Raw genomic sequence first — 19,622 nt, forward strand, 5'->3', positions numbered from 1 at the left:
GGCGGCATCCGTATGCCGCAACGTCACACCCGGGAGGAGGGAGACACATGAAGCGCAAGTATCTGAGCATCGCCATCGGCGGCATCCTGTTGGCACCGGCCACTTTCGTGCAGGCCCAGGAGCAGCAGGCCGCAGCGGCCGGCACCCAGGCCACGCAGCTGGACGAAGTGACCGTCACCGCGCGCCGTCGCAGCGAGTCCATCCAGGACGTACCGGTGGCGGTGAGCGCCTTCGGCGAGGAGCAGATCAAGGATCTGCAGGCCTCGACCGTGGAAGGCCTGCAGGGCGCGGTGCCGAACATGAACATCGCCCAGGGCCGCGGTTCGGCCAACAGCGTCAACGTCTTCATCCGCGGCATCGGCCAGCCGGACGCGCTGCAGACCTTCGATCCGGGCGTGGGCATGTATGTCGACGACGTGTACTACTCGCGCATCAACGGCGCGCTGTTCTCGCTGTTCGACATCCAGCAGCTGGAAGTACTGCGCGGACCGCAGGGCACGCTGTACGGAAAGAACTCCACGGGCGGCGCGATCAAGCTGACCACCAAGAATCCGTTCGACAACGAAGGTGGCGCGGTGGAAGTCACCGCCGGCGACTACGGCCGCCTGGAAGGGCGCTTCTACGTGTCGGGCAAGTTGAGCGATACCGTGGCCGCCAGCATCGCCGGGGCCAAGATCACCAACGACGGCTATGTGAAGGACGCCGACACCGGCAAGCGTTACAACGATGACGACACCGAGGCGCTGCGCTTCAAGCTCGCCCTCAATCCCACCGACAACTTCCGCGCCACCCTGAGCGTGGATACCACCAGGCAGGATGCGGCGCTGACGCTGGGCCGGCCGATGGCCGACCTGAAACAGACCGATCTGGCACTGGGCACCGTGGTGCTGCTGCCGGGTGAAAAGGGCGAGTGGAACCGTCGTGCGCGGACCTCGTTCGATGACGGCCAGGGCCAGTACCTGAAGCACTCCGGTGCGTCGCTGGCGATGGACTGGGACCTCAACGAACAGTGGACGCTGAAGAGCATCAGTTCCTACCGCAAGCTCAAGACCAACTCGTATATCGATATCGACGCGTCCGAGTATGAGCTGGGCGATGTGCTGGTGGCACTGGACCAGGACCAGAAGAGCCAGGAGTTCCAGCTGCATTACGACAACGGCTCCAACCTGCATGCCACCTTCGGCGCGTACTACATGAAGGAGAACGTGCCGTCCTACCAGGAAGCCTATGCCGACGACCTGTTCGCACTGGCAGGCACGCCGTTGGACTTCCTGCGCACCATCGATGACGACCTGACCACCACGTCCACCGCCGCCTTCGCCCATGTGAACTGGGAATTCGTGCCGAGCTGGACCGTGGCCGCCGGCGTGCGCTGGACCAAGGACAAGAAGGACTACGACCGTAGCACCAGCACCTTCTGGGGCGCGCCGTTCTCCGCGCTGAACGAAACCGTGGCCTTCGCCGCCAATGCCTCGTGGACTGCGGTGACGCCGTCGGTCAGCCTGCAGAAGGCCTTCAGTGACAACCTGATGGCGTATGTGTCGGCCAACCGCGGCTTCAAGTCCGGCGGTTTCAACGGCCGCGCCAATACCGTGTTCGATACCCAGCACGCCAAGTTCGACCCGGAATACGTGTGGACCTACGAGCTGGGCCTGAAGGGCAGTTCGTCCGACAACCGCCTGCGCGGCAGCGCGGCGGCGTTCTACAGCAACTACAGCGACTTCCAGGCACGCGTGTCGCAGGACGTGGGCACCTTCCCGGTGCTCAACGCAGCCAAGCTCAACATCAAGGGCATCGAACTGGAAGGCAGCGCGCTGCTGGGCGAGGCCACCACGTTGAGCGCGCAGCTGGGCTGGATGGACGCCAAGTACGACAAATTCGAGGATTTCCGCCTGGATCCGTCCTATCCGGGCTTCGATCCGAACGTGAACCACGACCACGTGCCGTTCTCGCCGGACTGGACCGCCCGCGTCGCCCTGCAGCACGTGTTTTCGCTGGGTGACAGTGGCAACCTGACCTTTGGCGGCGATGTCTCCTACCGCGGCGATACCTGGTTGTCGGTGGACAACCGCGCGGTGTTGAGCCAGGACGCCTATACGCTGGTCGGCGCCTATGGCGTGTGGGATTCGCCGCAGATGGCCTGGCAGGTCCGTGCCGGCGTGCGCAACCTGACCGACAAGCAGTACAAGACCGAAGGCCAGGAGTTCGCCAGCGTCGGCAATATCCAGACCGCCTACTACGGTCTGCCGCGCAACTGGTATGTGTCGGTGCGTTACAACTTCTGATCGGATGACCGGAAGTGACCTTGAGCGGCGGCATGTCTGACGGCATGCCGCCGCTTCCGTATTCTGTAGCCGCCTCCGCTGCTGGAGGCGGGCAATGGCAGGGGATGCGGCAGGCATGTTGAGTCTGGTGACGGTGGTACTGGCGGGGCTGGCATGGCTGGCGCTGATGTTCGGCGCGGCGCTGTATGGCGAGCGCCGGCCGGCGGTGTTCGCCCGTCATTGGCGGCATGTCTATGCGCTGTCGCTGGCGGTGCACTGCACCTCGTGGACCTTCTACGGCACCGTCACCCAGGCGGCGCGCCACGGCTGGCCGCTGCCGCCGACCTTCGTCGGCGCGATCCTGTTCTATGTGCTGGCGATGGGTGTGATGGTGCGGCTGGTGCGGCTGGCGCGCGAGACCAACGCCACCTCGCTGGCCGACCTGATCGCCGCGCGGCTGGGGCGCGATGCGTGGCTGGCCGCCACCGTCACCCTGGTCACCGTGCTCGGGCTGATTCCCTATATCGCGCTGCAGCTCAAGGCGGTGGCGATGAGTTTCGGCATGCTCACCTCGCGCACGGTGGCGACCGGCGCGGAGGATTCGATCTGGCAGGACAGCGCGCTGTACGTGGCGCTGGCGATGGCGCTGTTCGCGATGCTGTTCGGTGCGCGGCGCGCGGACATGTCCGAGCACAACCGCGGGCTGGTGCTGGCGATGGCGGTGGAGTCGGTGTTCAAGCTGTGCGCGATGCTGGCGCTGGGCCTGTTCGTCTGGTTCGGGCTGAAGGGACTGCCGGCGGCAGCGGCGTTGCCGTTGGACGCGCCGGCCGGTGGGTTCGTGCCGCTGGTGCTGCTGGGCGGACTGGCGATGTTCCTGCTGCCGCACCAGTTCCATGTCGGCGTGGTCGAATGCCGCGATCCGGCCGATGTGCGCACCGCGCGCTGGCTGTTCCCGCTGTACCTGCTGCTGATCGCGCTGCCGATCCTGCCGCTGGCGCGGGCCGGCAGTGCGCTGCTGGGCGACAGCGTGCCCTCGGACATGTACACGCTGGCGCTGCCGTTTTCCGCCGGGCATGAGGGCATTGCGCTGTTCGCCTTCCTGGGCGGACTGAGCGCCGCCACCGGCATGGTGGTGGTCAGCACGCTGACGCTGAGCCTGATGATCGGCAACCACTGGTTCGCGCCCGGCCTGTTGCGGGGTGCGTGGGCGCGCAGTGGTGGCGATCACCGGCGCCAGCTGGTGTGGCTGCGGCGCGGTGGCATCTGCGTGATCATGCTGCTGGCCTGGGCCTACAGCCGCCTGATCGCCGGCGGCAACGTGCTGGCCGACATCGGCGGGGTGTCATTCTCGGCGATGGCCACGCTGCTGCCGGTGCTGGGGTTTGCGATCTGGCGGCCGCAGACACCGCCGCGTGCGGCCATCGCCGGGGTGCTGGCCGGTTTCCTCACCTGGGCCTGGGTGCTGCTGCTGCCGTCGCTGCTGGCCGATGCGCAACCGCAGCCCGCCTGGTTGCTGGAGGGACCACTGGGCTGGCACTGGCTGGCACCGGAAGGGCTGTTCGGCCTGACCGGATGGACGCCGTTGGGGCGTGCGGTGGGCGCCAGCCTGTTCGTCGGCACGCTGGTGACCCTGCTGGCGATGGCCTGGCGGCGCGACACTCCGCGGAATACCCGGCGCAGTCTGGATGCGGACACCTTGCGCAATGCCGGCCGTCGCTTCCTTCCATTCGAGCAGGTCGAGCGCCTGCTGGCCGATGCGCCGCGCAACGGGCCGGTGCCGGTGGCGATCGAAGCGCGGCTCGAGCGCGAACTGTCGGCGGTGCTGGGGACGGCATCGGCACGGCTGCTGCTGGACGCCGCGCGCGGCGAGGACCGCGAGCTGGCAACCGTGGCGGCCATTGTCAGCGAGGCCTCGCAGGACCTGCGTTTCAACCAGCAGGTGCTGCAGGCGGCGCTGCAGAACATGAGCCAGGGCATCAGCGTGATCGATCGCGACCAGCGGCTGGTGGCCTGGAACCGGCCCTATGCGCGCATGTTCGGTTTTCCCGACGAGCTGCTGCAGGTGGGGCGGCCGATCATCGACCTGACGCGCTGGGCGCTGGAGACGATGCCACAGCGCGGCAAGGGCGAACGCGCGATCGACCGGCGGCTGGCCTTCATGCGCGCCGGCACACCGCATCTGACCGAGCGGGTGTTTCCCGATGGCCGCATCGTCGAGATCCGTGGCAACCCGATGCCCGGGGGCGGCTTTGTCGCCACGTTCACCGATGTCACCGAATTCCGCCGCAGCGAGGCCGCGCTCAAGCGCAGCAACGAGACGCTGGAGCAGCGCGTGGGCGAGCGCACCGCGTTGCTGGAGGCGGCCAAGCGTGAGGCAGAGCGGGCAAACGATGCCAAGAGCCGCTTCCTCGCCGCGGTCGGCCACGACCTGCTGCAGCCGTTGCACGCCGCGCACCTGTTCACCGACACGCTGGCGCAGCAGGTGGAAGCGCCGCAGCAGAAGCAGGCGGTGGTGCAGATCCGCGGCGCGCTGGATTCCACCACCGACCTGCTGACCGGCCTGTTCGACATGTCGCGGCTGGAGGCCGGTGGGCTGGTGTCGCAGCCGCGCGACCTGCCGCTGGCCGAGGTGCTCGATCCGCTGGCATCCGAGTTCCGCGCACTGGCGCAGGCGCGCGGGCTGGCGTTCCACTACCGGCCAACCCGCGCCTGGGTGAACAGCGACCCGCAACTGCTGCGGCGGGTACTGCAGAACTTCCTCGCCAATGCGGTGCGCTATACCCGCAGCGGTGGCGTGCTGCTGGGCGTGCGCCGCGAAGGCGGGCGCCTGCGCATCGAGGTGCATGACACCGGCCCGGGCATCGCCGCCAGCGAGCAGCAGCGGATCTTCGAGGAATTCCGTCGCGGCGAGGACAGCAGCGGGCAGGGCCTCGGGCTGGGACTGGCGATCGCCGACCGCATCGCCGGGCTGCTGCAGGCGCCGTTGCGGCTGCGCAGCGAGAAGGGGCGCGGCACGGTGTTTTCGGTCGCGGTCGCGCAGGTGGCAACACGGCCGCCGCCGGCCGAGGCGCGTGCGCACATGGAGGTCGCCCGTGGCGGTATCCCGGTGCTGGTGGTGGACAACGATCCGGCGGCGTTGCAGGCGCTGGCCGGGCTGCTGCGGGGCTGGGGCTATGCGGTGGCCGAAGCGTCCGGTGAGGCGCAGGCGGTGGCCGCGCTGCAGGCGCAGCCGGCGCTGCTGTGGCTGTTCGACTACAACCTTGATGACGGCGATACCGGCACCGCACTGCAGGCGCGGCTGGGCGAGCGCTTCGGCTCCCGACCGACCTTGATCCTCAGTGCCGATGACAGCCTGGCCACGCGCCGCGAGGTGATGGAGCTGGGCCTGACGCTGCTGCACAAGCCAGTGCGGCCGCTGGCGTTGAAATCGATCATGGATCGCCTGCTGGCCGCGCGCGCGGTGGCCAGGCCATAGCGCGCGCGGTGTGGTGTGCTCAGCCCTGCGCGGTGCTGAATTCCTCGAACGCCGCCAGCGCGTTGGCCGCGTACATCAGCGACGGGCCGCCACCCATGTAGACCGCCACGCCGAGCATCTCGCGGAACTCCTCCGGGGTGGCGCCCAGCCGGACCAGCGCCTTGGCGTGGAAGCCCAGGCAGCCGTCGCAGCGGTTGGCCACGCCGATGGCCATGGCGATCAGTTCCTTGGTCTTCTCATCCAGCGCGCCGGCCGCCATCGCCGCCTTGCTGAGCGCGCCGAAGCCCTGCATCACATCGGCGTTGTGGGTGCGCAGCGGGGTGAGGTTGCGCGAGATGTCGCGGGTCAGGTCGGTGTAGGACGGAATGGCGCTCATCGGTGTTCTCCTTGGGGATCGGGGGCGCACGGTAGCTTGTGCGCAGGGAATAAACGGTACGTTCAACCGCGCGGCGTGGTCATCGGCAGGCCCGCGTCGACCCAGGCCTGCATGCCGCCGGCGACGTTGACGCAGCGCACGCGCCGGTGCCCGGCCAGCGCCGCCTGGGCGATGCGCGAGCGCATGCCGCTGTGGCAGATCAGCAGCAGCTCGTCGGTGGTATCGGGCAGGTCCAGGGTCGCCAGCGCGCCGGCCGCATCCGCGCGGATGCGCGACAGCGGCAGCAGGCGTGCGCCGGGTGCGTGGCCGCGGGCGAACTCGGCCGCTTCGCGCACGTCCACCAGCACCGCGCCCGCGCGCAGCCGCGCGGCCGCCTCATGTGGCGCGAGCTGTCCGCCGCGGCCGCCGAACAGGGCCCGGAGCAGCGCGATCATGGCTTGCCCGCCTTGCCGCGGGCCGCGGGGCGGCCGCAGTAGATGCCGTGCAGGGTATGCATCACCGCCGCTGCCGGGCCGTCGGCCAGGGCGTAGACGATGGTCTGCGCTTCGCGCCGGGTCAGCACCAGGCCTTCCTCGCGCAGCACGGCCAGGTGCTGGGACAGGGCCGACTGGCTCAGGTCCAGCAGGGCGTTGATCTCGCCGACCGAACGCTCGCCTTCGGCCAGCAGGCACAGCACCTGCAGCCGGTTCTCGTTGGCCAGCGCCTTGAGCAGCTGCACGGCGTCGCCGGCATGCGCGCGCATCGCGGTCACGTCGAACGGCGGGTGGGAAGCGGTGTCGGCCATCATCATTCCAGTTCCAGGGGAAGCGCATCATTGCGCCATGCGTTGACGCCGCCGGCAAGCGAACGCACGTCGCTGAAGCCGAGCTGGCGCAGGCTGTCGGCGGCCAGCGCCGAGCGGCCGCCGGTCAGGCAGTACAGCAGCAGCGGACGGTCGGGGCGGGTCAGTTCCTGGCTGGTGGAACACGCCAGCGCCGGGTGGGCGTGGATGCGGAACTCCAGTACCCCGCGCGGGATGTTGACCGCGCCGGGCAGGTGGCCGGCGGCATATTCGTCCGGCTCGCGCACGTCGATGATCGCGACGCTGCCGGCCGGCCAGGCAGCAACTTCCTGCGGGGATGCCTCGCGGATGCGGGCGCAGGCGGCGGCGACCAGGTCGTTGATGGAGGTAAGCATGGCGCTTTCTTATATCAGTTGACGATAATATTAGTAGATGCTAATGTTCATCGCAACCCGGCATCCATGCCGTCCCGTGCAGCCCAGGAGAATCCGTATGAACCTCGATCGTGCCGTCCTTGCCTTCGCCGGCGTGATGGTCCTCGCCAGCGTCGCCCTCGCGCATTTCGTATCGCCGCTGTGGCTGTGGCTCACCGTGTTCGTCGGCGCCAACCTGCTGCAGGCCAGCTTCACCGGCTTCTGCCCGGCCGCCATCGTGTTCCGCAAGCTGGGCGTGCCCGGCGGCTGCGCGTTCAAGTAAGGCGGCGCCGTGGAACAGAACACCATGCGCGTGCGCCATGCCCTGGCATTGCTGCTGGCCGCCTCTTTGGCGGCCTGCGGCGGGGGCCAGCCGCAGCCCGCCCCGATCAAGGTCGAGGGCCTGTCCAGCATCGAAGTGCGGTCCGCCGACGCCGGCGAAGGGCGCGGCTGGGATGGCGTGGTGGAGGCCGTGCGCCAGGCCACGCTGTCGGCGCAGACCAGCGGGCGGGTGGCGCAGGTGGAGGCCGATGTCGATGACCGGGTGGCTGCCGGGCAGGTGCTGTTGCGGCTGACCGCGGTCGAACAGCAGGCGGGGGTCGATGCGGCGCGTGCGCAGGTGCGTGCCGCCGAGGCCGCCGCGCGCGAGGCCGAGCTCGACTATCGCCGCCATGCCGAGCTGGCGCAGGGACAGTACGTGTCGCGGGCGCAGCTGGACCGCACACGCGCCGCGCGCGACACCGCCGTGGCCGCGCGCGATGCGGCCCGGGCGCAACTGGCCAGCGCCGGCCAGCAGGGCAGTTACACCCTGGTGCGCGCGCCCTATGCCGGCATCGTCAGCAGTCGCGACGTCGAGCCGGGCGAGAGCGTGAACCCGGGCCAGCCGCTGATGACGGTGTTCGCACCCGACGCGCTGCGGGTGGAAGTCAGCGTGCCGCAGTCCGAGGCCGATGCGATCCGTGCCGATGCCGTGGCCCGGCTGCAGCTGGACGACGGGCGCCAGGTCGACGCGGCGCAGGTGACGGTATTCCCAGCCGCCGATGCCGCAACCCATGCGGTGAAGGTGCGGGTGCTGCTGCCGGTGCTGGAGGCAGCGCCGGTGCCCGGCAATACGGTGCGGGTGGTGTTCCCGGCGGTGAAGGGCGGCGCGTATCCGCAGATACCGGTCTCGGCGCTGCTGCGGCGGGGCGAGGTCGATGCCGTCTACGTGCTGGCCGATGGCCGGCCGTCGCTGCGGCAGCTGCGCCTGGGCGAACGCCGCGGCGACCAGGTGGAGGTAATCGCCGGGCTCGCGGCGGGCGAGCGCATCGCCGCCGATCCACTGGCGGCGATGCAGGCGCTGGCCGCTGCCCGCGTGGAGCGTTGACATGGCGCCGCACGATACGCCGCGGCTGGGTGTTTCCGGCCGCCTGGCCCGCATTTTCCAGGACAACCCGCTGACCCCGATCCTGGCGTTGCTGGGGTTGCTGCTGGGCCTGGTCGCGGTGGCGATCACCCCGCGCGAGGAAGAGCCGCAGATCGACGTGACCATGGCCAACGTCATCGTGCCGTTCCCCGGCGCCGACGCGCGCCAGGTGGAGCAGCTGGTGGCGTATCCGCTGGAGCGCCGGCTGGCCGGGATCGAGCAGGTCAAGCACACCTATTCGGTCAGCCGCCCGGGGCTGGCGGTGCTGACCGTGGAGTTCGACGTCGGCGTGCCGCGGCAGGCGGCGCTGGTGCGCCTGTACGACAAGGTGTTCTCGAACATGGACTGGATGCCGCCGGACGTGGGCGTCGGCCAGCCGATCATCAAGCCACGCGGCATCGACGACGTGCCGGTGATGGCGCTGACGCTGTGGGCCGATGCGCCCGCGCCGACGGCGGCGGACCGCGGTGCCGGCGGGCGTGGCGCGCTGGAACTGTCCCAGGTCGCGCATACCCTGGAAACCGAGCTCAAGCACCTGCCCGGCACCCGTGACGTCTACACCATCGGCGCGCCCGAGCGGGCGATGATGGTGACGCTGGATCCGGCGCGCTTGGCCGCCCATGGCCTGGCGGTGAACGACCTGGCCGCGGCGCTGCAGGCGGCGAACCTGGCGCGCCAGGCCGGCGAACGCATCGGTGGCGACGGCGTGGTGCAGGTCAGCGCCGGGCGCTTCCTGGCCGACCGCGCCGACGTGGCCGGGCTGGTGCTGGGGGTGGACGGCGGGCAGCCGGTGCGGCTGGCCGACGTGGCCACGGTCAGCGATGCCACCGACCTGCCGTCGCGTTATGTCTGGCACGGCGCGCCGCCCGGGCGCGCCGGCCCGCGCACCGGCGTGGCGCCGGCGGTGACCCTGGCCATCACCAAGCAGCCGGGCAGCAATGCGGCCGACATCACCGGCGCGGTGCTGGAGCGGATCGAGGCGCTGCGCGGGCAGGTCATTCCCGAGGGCGTGGAAGTGGCCGTCACCCGCGACTACGGCGCGACCGCCAGCGACAAGGCGCAGACCCTGATCAAGAAGCTCGTGTTCGCGACCGGTTCGGTGGTGCTGCTGGTGCTGTTCGCGCTGGGCCGCCGCGAGGCGCTGGTGATCGGTTCGGCGGTGGTGCTGACCCTGGCGGTGACGCTGTTCGCGTCCTGGGCCATGGGTTTCACCCTCAACCGGGTGTCGCTGTTCGCGCTGATCTTCTCGATCGGCATCCTCGTCGATGATGCCATCGTGGTGGTGGAGAACATCCACCGACACATGGCGCAGGGCGGAAAGACCCTGCGCGAGGCGATCCCGCCGGCGGTCGACGAAGTGGGCGGGCCGACCATCCTGGCGACCTTCACCGTGATCGCCGCGCTTATGCCGATGGCCTTCGTCAGCGGCCTGATGGGGCCGTACATGCGGCCGATCCCGATCAATGCCTCGGTCGGCATGGTGCTGTCGCTGCTGATCGCGCTGGTGGTTACGCCGTGGCTGTCGCTGAAGCTGCTGCGCCGCCATGCCGGCGCAGCGGTGGCCGGCGCCCACGGCCATGTCGAAGGCGGCATGGCCGCGCGCCTGCACCACGTGTTCGCGCGGGTGATGACGCCGTTCCTGGCCGGTGACGGCGCCGCGCGCCGGCGGCGCTGGCTGTTCCTAGCCATGGCCGTGCTGGTGGCGCTGGCCGCGAGCCTGGCGGTGTTCCGCCTGGTGGTGCTGAAGATGCTGCCGTTCGACAACAAGTCCGAACTGCAGCTGGTGGTGGACATGCCCGAAGGCAGCACACTGGAGGCCACCAACGCGGTGCTCGCCGAACTGGCCGGTGTGCTCGACCGCACCCCGGAGGTGCTGCACTACCAGGGCTACGCCGGCACCGCCGCGCCGATCAATTTCAACGGGCTGGTGCGCCAGTACTACCTGCGCGAGGGCGCCAACGCCGGCGACCTGCAGGTCAACCTGGTCGACCGCCACGCGCGCAGCCGCAAGAGCCACGACATCGCCGTGGCGCTGCGCCCGGAAGTGGCGCGGATCGGACGCCGCCATGGTGCCTCGGTGAAGGTGGTGGAAGTGCCGCCGGGACCGCCGGTGCTGTCGCCGATCGTGGCCGAGCTGTACGGCCCGGACCATGCGCGCCTGCGCCAGATCGGGCGCGCGCTGACCCAGCGCTTCCTCGACACCGACGGCATCGTCGACGTCGACAGCAGCGTCGAGGCCGATGCCGCGCGCGAGGTGCTGGTGGTGGACCGCGAGCGCGCGGCGCGGCTGGGCGTGTCGCAGGCGGACATCGTGCAGACCATCGCCGCCGGGCTGTCGGGCAGCGACGCCAGCCACGTCATCGACAGCGGCTCGCTGTACCCGCGCCCGATCCGGCTGCGGCTGCCGGCCACCGGCCAGGGCACGCTCGACGGCGTGCTGGCGCTGCGGGTACGCGGCGGCAACGGCCAGCTGGTGCCGTTGTCGGAGCTGGTGACGGTGCGGCGCGCGCAGTGGGATGGCGCGATCCAGCACAAGGACCTGCTGCCGGTGGTGTACGTGATGGGCGACGAGAGCGGCAGCATCGACAGCCCGCTCTACGGCATGTTCGACCTGGTCGGCCAGGTCGGCGACAACGCCATCGACGGCCAGCGCCTGTCGCAGTTCTTCGTGCGCCAGCCGACCGACGGCGCCGGCTTCGGCATCAAGTGGGACGGCGAATGGCAGATCACCTACGAGACCTTCCGCGACATGGGCATCGCCTATGCCGCCGGCATGGTGCTGATCTACCTGCTGGTGGTGGCGTACTTCCGCAACTACGCGGTGCCGCTGGTGATCATGGCGCCGATCCCGCTGACCGTGATCGGGGTGATGCCGGGCCATGCCCTCCTCGGGGCGCAGTTCACCGCGACCAGCATGATCGGCATGATCGCGCTGGCCGGCATCATCGTGCGCAACTCGATCCTGCTGGTGGATTTCATCAACCACCTGGTCGAGCGCGGACAGACCCTGGAGCAGGCGGTGGTCGATGCCTGCGCGGTGCGCGCCCAGCCGATCGCGCTCACCGCGCTCGCGGCGATGGCCGGTGCGTTCTTCATCCTCGACGACCCGATCTTCAACGGCCTGGCGATCGCGTTGATCTTCGGCATCCTGGTGTCGACCGTGCTTACGCTGGTGGTGATCCCGCTGCTGTACTACGCCCTGCTGTCGCACCGTCGCCGGCGCCAGGCGCAGGCATGACCCGCGGCGCGGCGCGTACCGGCGCGCCGCGCGTTACAGGTCGCTTTGCCGGCTGGGGTCGCTCAGTTCCAGTTCGCGCAGCACCACGCTGGCCTGGGTGCGGTTGCGCACGCCCAGGCGCTCGAAGATCGCCGACAGGTGCGCCTTGACCGTTCGCTCCTGCACGTCCAGGCGGTCGGCGATCTGCTTGTTGAGCAGGCCCTCGGCGACCAGCGCCAGTACCCGGAACTGCTGCGGCGACAGGCTGGCCAGGCGTGCGGCCAGTTCACTGTCGTGGCTGGAGGACTGCGCCCGCGCCACCGCCGCGCGCAGCGACGCCGGGAGCCACTGCTCGCAGGCCATCACGCTGCGGATGGCCTCGCGCAATTCGTTCAGGCCCGAACTCTTGGGCAGGTAGCCGGCCGCGCCGTGATCGAGCGCGCGGCGGACCACGCGCGGATCGTCATTGGCCGAGACCACGATCACCGCCACACCCGGGTGCTGCGCGCGGATCGCCGCCAGTCCGGCCAGCCCGTGATTGCCGGGCATGTGCAGGTCCAGCAGGATCAGGTCGGTTTCCGGCGCGGCGTCGAGCGCGGCCAGCACCCCGTCCAGCGATTCGGCTTCGCGCACCTGCAGATCGCTCATGGCTTCGCTGGCGGCCTGGCGCAATGCGGCGCGGAACAGCGGGTGGTCGTCGGCAATGAGTAGGGTCGGCATGGTCACGGTCTGGGTTACTGGGCGGTCCAGCCCCCGTCCATCGGCAGGGAGGCAGCGGTGACATTGTGGGCCTCGCGGCGGCAAAGCCAAACCACCATCGCGGCGATGTCCTCCGGCAGCGACATGCGCAGGCTCGGCTGCTTCTCTTCCAGCAACGCGCGCACGCCGTCCTCGCGGCTGCCACCGTTGCGGTGTGCCTGGATCTGCGGCTCGATCAGCGGCGTCTCCACCCAGCCCGGGCACACGCAATTGACGGTGACGCCCCCGCTGTCGCGGCTGCCGGCGCTGGCGTATTCCAGCGCGGCGACCTTGCTCAGGCCGACGATGCCGAACTTGCTGGCCACATACGGCGCCTTGTTCTTGGAGGCCACCAGACCGTGCACCGAAGCGATGTTGACCACCCGGCCGTAGCCGCGTTCGGCCATGCCCGGCAGCGCCTGCTGCATGGTGTGGAAGGCGGCGCTGAGGTTCAGCGCGATGATGTCGTCCCACTTCGAGGCGGGCTGTTCGGCCAAGGGTGCGGCATGCTGGATGCCGGCGCAGTTGACCAGCACGTCGATCGCGCCCCAGCCCTGCACCGCGTCGAGCAGGTGGGCGATCTCATCGGGGCGACGCAGGTCGGCGGCGAAGTGGCGTGCCTCACTGCCTGCGCTGCTCACGCTGGTGAGTGCGTCCTCGATCTGCTCGGGCGTGCCCAGGCCGTTGATCGCCACGCGCGCGCCGGCCGCCGACAACGCCTGGGCGATGGCCAGGCCGATGCCGGAGGTGCTGCCGGTCACCAGCGCGGTGCGGCCTTGCAGGAAACGGTCCATGGGAAAACTCCGGGGATATAGGGGGAATGGCGGGAAACGTAACAGTCGCGGCGCCAACCGCGCGTGGTACTTAAGTACGATGAGCGCCGCAGGATCGCTCTGCTAGGGTGCGTCCATGAGCCAATCCCTGTTGCGTGCCGCCTGCGGCCTATTCGTCGGACTGAGCCTGGCCTCCTGCGCCAGCGGTCCAGCCTCCAAGCCCGTGGAGTCCTCCATGTTCAGCAACGAACTGCGCAGCGAGCACCGCGGCAGTGACGACCTGCTCAGCGCCGGGCTGGGCCTGGCCGGGCTGCGCAGCATGCTGCCGCCGGCCTTTGCCGATGCCACTGCACCGACACCGGACGAGCTGCGCCGGCGCGCGCTGTGGGGCAGCTGGCGCGGCATCGCCGATCTGGCGCCCGGAGGCGGCTATGGCGAACTGTTCGGCAGTCTTGAAAGCGTGCCGGGCCGTGAGTATTCGGCCTATGCGCGACTGCCCGGTGCCGCCCAGCCGCACCGGGTGCTGGCGCAGGTTCCGGACAACTTCGACCTCGCCAAGCGCTGCGTGCTGGTTGCCCCGGCCTCCGGCTCGCGCGGCATCTATGGCGCGGTATCGGTGGCGGCGGCCTGGGGCCTGCCCAAGGGCTGTGCGGTGGTCTACACCGACAAGGGCGCCGGCAGCGACTACTACGATCTGGACGCGCAAATGGGCGTTCGCGCCAACGGCACGGTCGGCGCGCTGGGCGAGGTGGCCGATCTGGCGTTTGTGCCCGATGCCCCGGTCAACGCATCGGGCGTGGCCTTCAAACACGCCCACTCCAAGGACAACCCGGAAGCGGACTGGGGCCGTCACGTGAAGCAGGCGTCCGAGTACGCGCTGCTGGCGCTGGCGCAGGCCTACCCACAGGCCGCGCCATTCACCTTCGAAAACACCCGCATCATCGCCGTGGGTATCTCCAACGGTGGCGGCGCGGTGCTGCGTGCGGCGGAGCTGGACGGCGACTGGCTGGACGCGGTGGTCGCTGGCGAGCCGAGCATCTACTCCGACGGCCCGGGTGCACGCGCGCTGTACGACTACAGCACCGAAGCGGCGCTGCTGATGCCGTGCGCGCAGCTGCACATGAGCGATCTGCCGCAGCCGCCGCTGACTGCCGCGCTGCAGGCCGGCGCCACGCTGCGCTGTGCCACGCTGGCCGCCGAAGGCGTGATCGACGGTGCCACGCCGGCGGCGCAGGCCAAGTCGGCGTACGAGCTGATGCTCAGCAAGGGCTGGACCGATGAGGCGTTGCGCGCAGGGGCGCTGTCCACCGGCTTCGACCTGTGGCGTGCGGTCGCCGCCACCTACGCCTCGGCCTACGGCCGTTATGGCGTGGGCGAGCACCCGTGCGGTTTCAGCTTCGCCGCGCAGAATCCGGATTTCTCGCCGCGCACAGCTACCGCGGCCGAACGTGCGGCGTGGATCGTCGATGGCAGTGGCATTCCGCCGGGTGCCGGCGTCGGCCTGCTCGACAGCAAGGTGATGCTGCCCGACCTGACCTATCCCGGTCTGAAGTGCCTGCGAGGCTTGTGGGCCGGGCAGGGCGAGGCGGCCACGCGCGTGCAGGCCGGCATCGCCGCCACCCGCGCCGGGCTGCCGCGCCAGGGCCTACCGGTGATGGTGGTGCACGGCACCGACGATGGCCTGATTCCGCCGGCTTTCAGCAGCGCGCCGTATGTGGCCGCAGCCAAGGCGGCCGGACGTGAAGTGAACTACTGGCAGGTCAAACACGTGCAGCACTTCGATGGTTTCCTCGGTTTGCCGGACTACGGCGCGCGTTACCTGCCGTTGCTGCCGTATGTGTACGCTGCGCTGGATCGCGTGCAGGCACGGCTGGATCACGGCACTGCGCTGCCGGCCGATGCGGTGATCGCCACCACGCCACGTGCCGACCGGCCGCTGGACGCCAGCCATCTGGCGCTGCCGCGCTAACGCCGCGGCGACCGCTCCCCGCGTGGCCGTGCGCCGCGCGGATGGCATCATCGGCGCATGGACATCCTGACTTTCCCTTCCCGGGTCATCCCGGCGACGCAGTACCGGCGTGAGCGCTGGCGCAATGGCCTGGGCTGGACCAACGAGATCCTGCGCCTGCCCGAACAGGGCGACTGGCAGTTGCGGCTGTCGATCGCCGAGATCGAGCAGGACGCGGCGTTCTCCGCCTTTCCCGGCATCGAGCGCGAGCTGGTGCTGCTGCAGGGCGAAGGCCTGCGGCTGCGCTTTGACGATGGTCGCTGCGAAACCCTGTTGCCGCCCTATCAACGCCTGCGTTTTGCCGGTGAGGCCGAAGTGGCCGGTGAACTGGTCGATGGTGTGACCCAGGACTTCAACCTGATGTGGCGCCGTGATGCGCTGCAGGCCGAGCTGCTGCACCGGCCGCTGGTCGGCAGCATGCTGTTTTTCACCGAGCCGCAGGTTGGCTGGGCGATCCATCTGTTGGCCGGGCAGGCCGCGTTCGAGGGCGACGTGTTGCCGGCACTGGCGGCCGGCGATACCGCCTGGTTGGGTGCCGGTGCACGCACGCGGTTCGCCTTGAATGGCGGCGGCGAGCTGCTGGCGATCCGGGTGTCGCCGGCGTAGCCCGCGTAAGCAGAGCGCACCCGGGGATCCGCACCCCTCCGACCTGCCGAACCCCGGGTGCGGCCTTTGGCCTTACCGGGGCTACGCTCGTTTCTCGTTCCTCGCGGTCAGTACACGTCGCGGCGGTAGCGGCCGGCGATGCGCAGCGCTTCATGCGCGTCGTTGCCCAGGGCCTGGGCGATCACCGCATCCACCGCCGGTGCCATGCCCTGCAGGCTGCCGCAGACCAGGATCGTCGCACCCTCATCGACCCAGTCACGCAGCCGTTCTGCGTGGGTGGCCAAGGCGTGCTGCACGTAGCGCAATTCGCCGCCGTCGCGGCTGAACATCGCATCCAGCTGTTCGATCCAGCCCTCGCGCTGCCACTGCCGCAGTTCATCGCCGAAGTGGAAATCGTGGGCGGCGTTGCGCTCGCCGAACAGCAGCCAGTTGCGCCGGGCGCCGGCCTCGATGCGGGCGCGCAGGTGCGCGCGCAGGCCGGCGATACCGGTGCCGTTGCCGATCAGGATCAGCGGTACATCGTGCGCCGGCGGATGGAAGTTGGGGTTGCTGCGCAGGCGCAGGTCGATCAGATCGCCGGGCAAGGTGTAGTCGCACAACCAGCCACTGGCCAGGCCGGGGCTGCCATCGGCGCATACCTGGCGGCGGAGCAGCAGCTGCAACGCGCCTTCGGCCGGGATCGAGGCGATGGAGTATTCGCGGTGCGGCAGCGGCTTGAGGCTGGCGGCCAGTGTCTCCACGTCGGCGTGCTCGATCTGCCCGGGCAGAGACGAGGCGGCGAGCAGGTCGCGCAGCAGGCGGCCATCGGCCAGCGTTGTGGTCGCGGCGAAGCCGTGCACCTGCAGCCATTGGGCGACGGTGTCACTGGAATGGCGTGGGCCGATCTCGGCGATATCACCGGCCTGCCATGCGTGCAGGACGCCGTCGACCGGCGCCAGCGTCAGCTGGAACACGCCACCGCCGACACTGCCCGGGTTGAGCTGCTGCCGTTGCTGCAGCCGCCAGGGCTGGTAGTCCGGTGCGCTCCAGTCCGGCAGGTCGGCGACTTCGCCGCCGAGCTGGCCGAGCAGCTGCTGCCAATGGCGCAGCGCGTCCGCATCGGCGTTATCCACTTCCACCGTGTCGAACAGCGGCTGCGCGCCGTGTTTGCGCAGCCAGTCATCCAGTTGGTAGCCAAAGGCGCAGTAGTGATCATAGGTACGATCGCCCAGGGCCAGTACCGCGTACTGCAGCTGCGGCAGCGCGACAGGCTGCGGCATCACCCGGCTGAGAAAGGCCAGCGCATGGTCGGGCGGATCGCCTTCACCGGTGGTGCTGGCAATGAACAGAGCGGTGCGGGTGCTGCCGAGCAGGGCGGCATCGACCTGGTCAAGCGCACGCAGGCGGACAGTTTGGCCCGCGGCGCGCAGGCTGTCGGCGCTGCGTTCGGCCAGCTGCCGGGCGAAACCGGTCTGGCTGGCCCACACCACCAGCAGCGGCGGTTGGCCATCAACGCTGGCGGCTTCCTTGCGTGGGCGCACCCGCCACCACAGTGCAGCGCAGGCAATGGCATAGATGGCGGCGGCAGCCAGCGCGGTGAGCCACTGCGCGGGCAGGGGCGAGGCCAGCCACCAGCTTTCGCCCAGATGCAGGCGCAGCAGCGCGAAAGCGATGATCGCCAGCACGGCGATCACGGCGAGATTGCCGGGCAAGGCGCGGGGGGAACGGTTGGAACTCATTGCCGGTCCGCATCCAGATACTGCTGGAAGGCCGGGGTCATCGACTCTTCCAGTCCGTTGCTCCCTCGCGACACGAAACGCGCGGCCAGCCCATGCTCGGCGGCGAAGGCCAGGCCCTGCTGCGCGCCCATCACGGTCAGCGCGGTCGCCCAGGCATCGGCATGCATCGCCTCGCGCTCGATCACCGTGACCGCGGCGGCGGCACGGGTCACCGGCGCCTGCGTGCGTGGATCCAGGGTGTGGCTGTAGGAAACGCCGTCATGTTCATAGTGATGCCAGCGGTCGCCGGAGGTGGCGACGGCCAGATCATCCAGGGCCAGCACGCGCGGCGGGTAGTGGGCGCCGGCGCCTTCTTCCGGGGCGGACTCGACCAGCACGCGCCACGGATGGCCGTCGGGTTTGCGGCCGTAGCCATGCAGCTCGCCGCCGACCTCGACCAGCGCCGCTGCAATGCCGTTGCGGCGCAACCAGCGGCTGACCAGATCCACGCCGTAGCCCTTGGCGATGGCCGACAGGTCCAGCTGCAGGCCGCCGGGCTGCAGCACGGCCTGTTTTTGCACATCGAGCTGCAGCTTGTGCCAGCCACAGCTGCTGCCGACTTCGGCCAGCTGCGCGGCATCGGGCACGCGCTGCGCACCGGCCTGCGCGCCAAAGCCCCACAGCGCGACCAGCGGGCCGACGCTCGGGTCGAACGCGCCGTCGCTGCGCCGGGCGATATCGTGCGCGGCGACCAGCACGTTCCAGAAATCTTCGGGAATGACCTGCCAGCTGCCGGCCGCGGCGCGGTTGTAGCGGCTGATATCCGACCCGTCCTCCCAGGTGCTCATCTGCGCGACCACGCGCTTCAGCTCGGCTTCGATGCCGGCGTGCAACGCATGCAGGTCACGGCTGCGCGGGGCGCTGAGCTTCACGCTCCAGCGCGTGCCCATGGTGCGGCCGCCGAGGGCGGCGATGTCGGATTCGGTAGACATGGAGAGAGCGGCCCGGCGCGCTGCGGCGGCCTGGCCTGTGGGTCCTTACTGCGGCAGCACTTCCAGCGTGGCCACGTAGCTCAGGCGGCGCACGTTGGCCTGCGGCACGGAGGTCTTGCTGTCTTCGCTGCCGGTCTCCAGCCAGTACATTCCGGCCTCCGGCCAGGTCACGGCGAACTCGCCGTTGGTGTCGGTGGTGACTTTGATCTCTTCCTGCGCGTTGCGGTAACGGGTACCGCCGCGGGTGATCTCCACTTCCAGCCCCGCGGCCGGCCTGCCGTCCACCAGCAGGCGGAACCTGGCTTCCTCACCGCTGAACAGGTCGTTCGGATGACCGAGGGCGACCATCTCCATGCCCTTGCCGGTCGGCGTGAGCGCGGTGTCGTTCGGCGCGCCGTTGGTGACGAAGGTCTCCACGCGGCCGGCGGTCTCGGAGACCTTCAGTTCCTTGGCATCCTTCGGCACTTCGGTGGCGAACTTCTCCGGGGTGCCGCGCCAGCGCCTGGGCTTGCCGTCTTCCTGCCAGTTGGCCATCAGCCCGGCGTTGACGTTGGCCAAGCGGTAGGTGCCCTGCTGGATGAGTTCCACATCGAACACGCTGCGGTACTTGCCGGTGGCCACGTTCTGCGGCTGCACGGTGCTGCCGTCCGGGGCGGTGATCAGCAGGTTGTCGATGCGCAGCGGCACGTGGTTGAAATAGAACAGGTCGTTGGACACGGCCGCGTCCACCGTGATCCACGGGTTGGTGCCGGCAATCACCGTCTGCGACGGCTGCAGCCATGCCTTGTGCGCGGCGGCAGAGAACGGGAGAACAGCGGTGATGGCAACGGCAAGCAGAAGAGAACGCTTCATTCGATAGCTCCGGTGGAGTGGGGCG

16 protein-coding genes are annotated in these 19,622 nt (G+C 69.7%); 7 read left to right on the forward strand and 9 right to left on the reverse strand.

Annotated features, from left to right (window positions below; translation table 11 throughout):
• Positions 1-47 precede the first annotated feature (47 nt).
• On the forward strand, positions 48-2,285 hold the full coding sequence (locus ACSBPQ_RS05350; protein WP_442684009.1) for a TonB-dependent receptor: 2,238 nt from the start codon (positions 48-50) through the stop codon (positions 2,283-2,285).
• Positions 2,286-2,400: 115 nt separating this feature from the next.
• Positions 2,401-5,739, forward strand: a complete 3,339-nt coding sequence (locus ACSBPQ_RS05355) for a PAS-domain containing protein (protein ID WP_442684519.1) — start codon at positions 2,401-2,403, stop codon at positions 5,737-5,739.
• Between the two features lie 19 nt (positions 5,740-5,758).
• On the opposite strand, the gene ACSBPQ_RS05360 is transcribed toward ACSBPQ_RS05355, so the two are convergent.
• The 4 genes from ACSBPQ_RS05360 to ACSBPQ_RS05375 form a co-directional block, all read right to left on the reverse strand.
• Positions 5,759-6,115 carry a carboxymuconolactone decarboxylase family protein gene (locus tag ACSBPQ_RS05360; protein ID WP_054667199.1) on the reverse strand — a complete coding sequence of 119 codons (357 nt, stop codon included), beginning with the start codon at positions 6,113-6,115 and terminating at the stop codon, positions 5,759-5,761.
• 62 nt (positions 6,116-6,177) lie between these two features.
• A complete protein-coding gene (locus ACSBPQ_RS05365; RefSeq protein ID WP_152984955.1) occupies positions 6,178-6,549 on the reverse strand; it encodes a rhodanese-like domain-containing protein in 372 nt (123 codons plus the stop codon).
• Positions 6,546-6,899: an ArsR/SmtB family transcription factor gene (locus ACSBPQ_RS05370; RefSeq protein ID WP_442684010.1), complete on the reverse strand. Its 354-nt coding sequence runs from the start codon at positions 6,897-6,899 to the stop codon at positions 6,546-6,548. The genes ACSBPQ_RS05365 and ACSBPQ_RS05370 overlap by 4 nt, the downstream gene beginning before the upstream one ends.
• Positions 6,900-6,901: 2 nt before the next feature.
• Entirely contained in the window at positions 6,902-7,291 is a 390-nt protein-coding gene (locus tag ACSBPQ_RS05375; RefSeq protein WP_442684011.1) for a rhodanese-like domain-containing protein, read from the reverse strand.
• A 97-nt stretch (positions 7,292-7,388) separates the two neighbouring features.
• Between ACSBPQ_RS05375 and ACSBPQ_RS05380 the strand changes: the two genes are divergently transcribed.
• The 3 genes from ACSBPQ_RS05380 to ACSBPQ_RS05390 are packed head-to-tail and all read left to right on the forward strand — an operon-like array spanning position 7,389 to position 11,952.
• The gene (locus tag ACSBPQ_RS05380) at positions 7,389-7,592 is read left to right on the forward strand and encodes a YgaP family membrane protein (RefSeq protein ID WP_054667196.1); all 204 of its coding nucleotides are present in this window, start codon (positions 7,389-7,391) and stop codon (positions 7,590-7,592) included.
• Positions 7,593-7,601: 9 nt separating this feature from the next.
• Positions 7,602-8,675 carry an efflux RND transporter periplasmic adaptor subunit gene (locus ACSBPQ_RS05385; RefSeq protein ID WP_442684012.1) on the forward strand — a complete coding sequence of 358 codons (1,074 nt, stop codon included), beginning with the start codon at positions 7,602-7,604 and terminating at the stop codon, positions 8,673-8,675.
• Position 8,676: 1 nt separating this feature from the next.
• On the forward strand, positions 8,677-11,952 hold the full coding sequence (locus tag ACSBPQ_RS05390) for an efflux RND transporter permease subunit (RefSeq protein ID WP_442684013.1): 3,276 nt from the start codon (positions 8,677-8,679) through the stop codon (positions 11,950-11,952).
• Between the two features lie 33 nt (positions 11,953-11,985).
• On the opposite strand, the gene ACSBPQ_RS05395 is transcribed toward ACSBPQ_RS05390, so the two are convergent.
• Both ACSBPQ_RS05395 and ACSBPQ_RS05400 read right to left on the reverse strand, forming a co-directional pair.
• Complete coding sequence (locus ACSBPQ_RS05395; RefSeq protein ID WP_442684014.1) at positions 11,986-12,651, reverse strand: response regulator transcription factor; 666 nt, start codon at positions 12,649-12,651, stop codon at positions 11,986-11,988.
• 14 nt (positions 12,652-12,665) lie between these two features.
• Entirely contained in the window at positions 12,666-13,463 is a 798-nt protein-coding gene (locus tag ACSBPQ_RS05400) for a 3-hydroxybutyrate dehydrogenase (RefSeq protein ID WP_442684015.1), read from the reverse strand.
• Positions 13,464-13,677: 214 nt separating this feature from the next.
• On the opposite strand from ACSBPQ_RS05400, the gene ACSBPQ_RS05405 reads away from it, so the two are divergent.
• Together ACSBPQ_RS05405 and ACSBPQ_RS05410 are read left to right on the forward strand one after the other, a co-directional pair.
• Positions 13,678-15,411: a 3-hydroxybutyrate oligomer hydrolase family protein gene (locus ACSBPQ_RS05405; protein ID WP_442684016.1), complete on the forward strand. Its 1,734-nt coding sequence runs from the start codon at positions 13,678-13,680 to the stop codon at positions 15,409-15,411.
• 57 nt (positions 15,412-15,468) lie between these two features.
• Entirely contained in the window at positions 15,469-16,056 is a 588-nt protein-coding gene (locus ACSBPQ_RS05410) for a HutD/Ves family protein (protein WP_442684017.1), read from the forward strand.
• A gap of 107 nt (positions 16,057-16,163) precedes the next feature.
• Here the strand turns inward: ACSBPQ_RS05410 and ACSBPQ_RS05415 are convergent, their stop codons facing one another.
• Genes ACSBPQ_RS05415 through ACSBPQ_RS05425 form a run of 3 tightly spaced genes read right to left on the reverse strand, consistent with a single transcriptional unit; the run spans position 16,164 to position 19,597 of the window.
• Complete coding sequence (locus tag ACSBPQ_RS05415) at positions 16,164-17,774, reverse strand: sulfite reductase subunit alpha (protein WP_442684019.1); 1,611 nt, start codon at positions 17,772-17,774, stop codon at positions 16,164-16,166.
• Positions 17,771-18,745 carry an FAD:protein FMN transferase gene (locus ACSBPQ_RS05420; protein WP_442684020.1) on the reverse strand — a complete coding sequence of 325 codons (975 nt, stop codon included), beginning with the start codon at positions 18,743-18,745 and terminating at the stop codon, positions 17,771-17,773. The genes ACSBPQ_RS05415 and ACSBPQ_RS05420 overlap by 4 nt, the downstream gene beginning before the upstream one ends.
• Before the next feature lie 45 nt (positions 18,746-18,790).
• A complete protein-coding gene (locus ACSBPQ_RS05425; protein WP_442684021.1) occupies positions 18,791-19,597 on the reverse strand; it encodes a DUF4198 domain-containing protein in 807 nt (268 codons plus the stop codon).
• Between the last annotated feature and the right edge of the window lie 25 nt (positions 19,598-19,622).

The organism is Stenotrophomonas sp. JC08, from assembly GCF_052180205.1.
In the GTDB taxonomy this organism is placed as follows: Bacteria; Pseudomonadota; Gammaproteobacteria; order Xanthomonadales; family Xanthomonadaceae; genus Stenotrophomonas.